The sequence below is a fragment of the Paraburkholderia gardini genome (assembly GCF_907164545.1).
GTDB classification, from domain to species: domain Bacteria; phylum Pseudomonadota; class Gammaproteobacteria; order Burkholderiales; family Burkholderiaceae; genus Paraburkholderia; species Paraburkholderia gardini.
The window spans coordinates 1-2,366 of record NZ_CAJQZB010000073.1 but is presented as its reverse complement, the minus strand read 5'-3'; the positions used below and the strand labels follow the sequence as shown (position 1 = coordinate 2,366).

General features: G+C 61.0%; 1 protein-coding gene. It reads left to right on the top strand.

All coding sequences use genetic code 11. The features are described 5' to 3' along the window. Positions 1-724: 724 nt before the first annotated feature. Positions 725-2,029 carry a group II intron reverse transcriptase/maturase gene (ltrA, locus tag LPA37_RS27595; RefSeq protein WP_229014255.1) on the top strand — a complete coding sequence of 435 codons (1,305 nt, stop codon included), beginning with the start codon at positions 725-727 and terminating at the stop codon, positions 2,027-2,029. Positions 2,030-2,366: the final 337 nt, after the last annotated feature.

The following is a 2,366-nucleotide window of genomic DNA, read 5'->3' as shown; positions in this document are numbered from 1 at the left end:
TGCGTTCTTACCTGGGGAGATCTCGCCTCATGCCTGAAAGGGCAACGGCGTCGAGCCGGAGCGAGAAGTCAGCAGAGGCCGTAGTGTGCGCTGGGCAGCGCGTTGTTCCGGAGGGTTGAAGTCCCTCTGGCGCCCGGATGAGGGGCGCCATATCCGAAAGCGGGGGTAATGCCTCGCTGGCCGGAGGGAGGTGGGAAGGTATGGAGAAGTCTAACTGGGCACGAAGGCGAAAGCCGGAAACGGACAAGACGGACCTGAAGCCATCATCTCGCAGTACTCCGGAGGGCAGGGTGTCCGCCGTGAGGCGGAATCCGAAGGGCATGAGGAGAAGTACCGGGCCGTAGTCGATGGGGGCTGCCCCGATGACGAACCGGTCGGCCAAAGGTGGGACAAGGTCGAGCCCGCACTATGGGGGCGAAGGCGTTCTCATTCACCCACCGCACCAAGGTGTTTGCGGACGGCACGGTACGGAAGAACAGCGTGTGACCCCAGGAGAACTGGCACAGTCCGCGGGTGGCACCGCGGGAAGTGAGCCTATAAGCGAGGAGCGAAGTGGCGAGCAGTGCTGTGCCAGTAGTCGGACGGCTGAGTAGTACCTGAAGCGTGGCCAAAACCACGTGACCGAGCGATCGGCGACAGAAGTGGGTCGGGGAAGGCAGCCGGCGAAGATGATTGGGAAGAACCCGGACGACAGTGAGTAAGGACGCGGAGGAGGATCAGTTCCATGAGCGAAATACCCGTACATCCGCGCCCGAGGAGACTGTCTGACTGGATCAACCCGATGGAAGCAAGGAAGGTCCACTCATTAATTGACAAGGTTTATCAACGGAAGAATCTGAAAGTCGCCTGGGAGCGAGTCCGGTCCAACCGGGGCAGTGGCGGTGTCGATGGAATCAGCGTGGCAGACTTTGCCGAACAGGCGGACCAGCATCTGGACCGTCTGCAGGCAGAACTGCGTGCGCGGACCTATCAGCCGCAACCGGTTCGGCAGGTCTCGATCCCGAAAGTCGGCAAACCGGGAGAGTTCCGCAAGCTCGGCATACCGTCGATTTATGATCGCGTATGTCAGCAGGCGCTTCTTAACCGGCTGGAGCCGATCTTCGAACCGATATTCGATGAAGCCAACTTTGGGTATCGGCGAGGGCGATCGACACACGACGCTTTGCGCAAGATCTGGAAGGAGATCGAGGGCGGCAGGGAATGGATTGTTGATGCTGATCTGAAGGACTTCTTTGGATCAGTTGACCATGACAAACTTCTGTCGCTCATTGCCCAGCGCATCGCTGACGGTCGGGTATTAGGCCTGATCAAGGCGATGCTCAAAGCCGGCAGTTTCGGCAAGGGTCGTCTCTTTCCGAGCGAGCGTGGAACGCCGCAAGGTGGGGTCGCTTCACCGCTGCTCAGCAATATCCTCCTGACGCCGTTTGATCGGGAGATGCGGCGCAAGGGCTACCAGCTTACCCGTTACGCGGATGACTGGGTGATCACCTGTTCATCCCAGGCAGAAGCGCGCGCTGCCATCGCGGCGGCGACGAAGATTCTGAGCGCACTGGGTGTGCAACTCCATCCGCAGAAGACGCGGATCGTGCATGTCCGGTTTGGATTCGAGTTTCTCGGCTACAAGATCAAGCGTGGGCGGCAGTTATCGCTGCCCGCAGCCAAAATCCGCAGTGGCGCCCGGTCGGGTGCGCTGTACGCGTACCCCCGGGAGAAGTCGGTCCAGCGCTTCATGGATCAGGTGCGTCGTCTTACAAAGCGATGCGTGCCGCTTCGAACGCGGGAGCTGATTGGACGGCTCAATCCCATCCTGCGGGGCTGGGGGCACTACTACAAGCGCTCCCACGTCCGGCGAATCTTCAACCGGCTCAACCGATGGATCGTGCGGCGCATCTGGTCGCATCGATTCAAGCGCTGGCGCAACATGGGCTGGAAGGTCTTGCCCGAGGCGCGGCTGTATGGCGAGTTCGGGTTGGTCAATCTTGTGCAACTGATACCTTCTATTGCGTCTCAGCATGCTGCATCTTCGTGAAAGCTGCATGCCGGAAAACGGCACGTGCAGTTTGAGCGGCGGACGGAGGCCAGCGCGTCAGCGCGCCTCCTCCGACCCAACAGTCACAGGACAGGCCGGTGAGGCTGAAGCGGGTGACGAAGGGCCGAACGGGAAGGAGTGTTCAACGTTATGTCGATGCGGCAGGCAATCCCCCGAGGGGACTTCCTTCGGGGCGTGCGTCAGATGCCCGTGCAAACGGGGCGAACGGGAGTAGCGCGCGGTGAAGCTGCACGTGTACCCGTGAGCGACGAAGCCTGCGGCCCGCGACATGAAACCGGGGACACAGGGTCAGCGCTGCTGGAAGCGGTGCTGACGA

What these genes read in the sequence shown, in the direction of transcription:
- ltrA (WP_229014255.1), top strand. Translation starts at nt 725, where the DNA reads ATGAGCGAAATACCCGTACATCCGCGCCCGAGGAGACTGTCTGACTGG.